Here is a 2043-nt window from a genome sequence, read left to right on the forward strand (position 1 = left end):
GTCGTCGGCGTCGAGTTCTTCCTCCCCGAAGACGATGTCGTCGTCGGGCAGCGACTCGCCGGTCAGCTCCGCGACCCTGGCGGCCGCGTCGGTCTCGCCCTCGGTGTCGGCGTCGGAGGCGTGGACGAACCACTGCACGGCGTCGGACTCGCGCCCGGCGGCGAGCAGGTTGTCGGCGTAGGCGTAGAAGAGCCGGGAGCTCCACGGCTCGCGCCGGGCCGGCTCCAGCTCGGGGATCTGCAGGCCCACGACGGCGGCGTCGATCTCGCCGAGATCCCGGCGGGCGCCGGCGACCACGATGGCCAGCTCGATCGTCTCGGCCTTGCCGAGGTCGCGGGCCTCCGGGTCGCGCGACAGCTCGATCGCCCGCTCCGGGCGGCCGAGCGCACGCTCGATGTCGGCCATGACCGCGAGGTGCCCCGGGCCGCCGCCCATGCGGCGGGCGGCCCGCAGCTCGCCGAGCGCCTCGTTCCACTCGCCGGCGTGGTAGGCGACGATCCCCGCCGCTTCCCGCACGACCGCGATCCGGGACGCCCTGCGCCGCGCGAACCGGGCGTGCTCCAACGCCTGCTCCGGGTCCTCGTCGACGAGCCGCCCCGCCACCACGAGGTGGCGGGCGACGGTGTCGGCGGTGTCCTTCTGCAGGCCGCGCAGGTCGCGGCGGGCCTCGGCGTCGAGCTCGCCCGCCGTCACGTTCTCCGGGAGCGGCGGCTCGACGTAACGGGGCCGCGAATCGCGGTCGTCGTCGCGCCGCGGCGGACGCTGGTCGCGCTCCGGACGAGCTCTGCGCTCGCCGGCGCCCTGCGCGGGCCGGCCGCGACCCACATTGCCGCCACGGGTGCCCTCAGCGGCGGGGCGGCGGTCCTGGCGCGGCCGGTCGGGCCGGTCACCCGAGGAGCGGCGCGGCTCCCAGCCGGGACCGCGGCGGTCGTCCCGCCCGCTGTCGCGCTGCGGCCGATCCTGGCGATCCGGCCGATCCTGGCGGGCCGGCCGATCGGGACGGTCCTGGCGCTGCGCCGGCGCCGAGCGCCGGTCGTCACGCCTGTCGTCACGGCCACCGTACGAGCGCCGGTCGTCCCGGCTGTTGTCATTCCCGCCTCGGTCGTCCCGAGGGCGGTCGTCCCGCTTGCGGTCTGCGTAGGGGCGGTCGCTGCGGGGCCGGTCGTCCCTGCCCCTGTCGTCACGGGGCCGCTCGTCACGGGGCCGCTCGTCACGGCGGCGGTCGCCGTAGGAGCGGTCCCTGCTGGGGCGGTCGTCACGACGCCGGTCGTCGCGGTTGCGGTCGGGACGTCCCTGGCCCTGCTCGTGGCGCGGACGGTCGTACCCGCCTCTGTCATCCCGGCCCCTCGCGGCCCCGCCCCTCTCGTCACGGGGCCGATCATCACGGGGCCGGTCGTAACGCGGCTTGTCGTCGCCCCCGCGGCTGTCCCGGTTGCGGTCGTCCCGATTCCGGTCGTCCCGGTAGCGGTCCTGGCGCGGCCGGTCGCTCCCGCCGCGGTCGGGACGCCCGCCACGGAAACCGCCGGCGCGGTCGCCGCTGGTCCGGTCCCTGCTGGGTCGGTCGCTGCTGGGTCGGTCGTCCCGGCCCCGGTCGGACCGGAAGCCGCCTTCCCGGGGCCGGTCGTCACGGGCGCGGTAGCCACCACGGTCGTCGCGGCTCGGCGTCGGCCGGCCGCCACGGTCGGGCCGGTCAGACCGATCACCCCGCCGGTCGTCACGAGGCCGATCGTCACGCGACCGGTAGCCGCCGCGGTCATCGCGCCGCGGGGCCGAACGCCCACCGCGGTCGTCGCGCCGGGGCGCGCCACCACGCGACGACCACCCCGAACCGAGGCGCTCACCGCCGGCCTTGCCGGTCTGCTTTTCCCGATCTTGTCGAGCTGAGCGATCACCGCTGCGGTCGCGATCATCGCGTCGCGGGCGGTTATCGCCGGAACCATCCGCGATACTCACCGACAGATGATACAAAAAAGTGGGCCCCGCCTGATCGGCGGGGCCCACTCTTGGTGTTGATGTTTGATGTCGGCGGCGACCTACTCTCCC

At 75.9% G+C, this 2043-nt stretch carries 2 protein-coding genes; one reads left to right on the forward strand and one right to left on the reverse strand.

Annotation, left to right across the window (positions count from 1 at the left end; genetic code table 11):
• The coding region (locus tag LL648_RS43470; RefSeq protein ID WP_232668848.1) for a hypothetical protein at positions 1-693 on the reverse strand (693 nt) is incomplete at its 3' end.
• Between LL648_RS43470 and LL648_RS43475 the strand changes: the two genes are divergently transcribed.
• Positions 610-1884, forward strand: a complete 1275-nt coding sequence (locus LL648_RS43475) for a hypothetical protein (RefSeq protein WP_232668849.1) — start codon at positions 610-612, stop codon at positions 1882-1884. The two genes, LL648_RS43470 and LL648_RS43475, sit on opposite strands and share 84 nt — an antisense overlap.
• Positions 1885-2043: the final 159 nt, after the last annotated feature.

This window comes from Pseudonocardia sp. TRM90224 (genome assembly GCF_021245725.1).
Lineage (GTDB): Bacteria > Actinomycetota > Actinomycetes > Mycobacteriales > Pseudonocardiaceae > Pseudonocardia.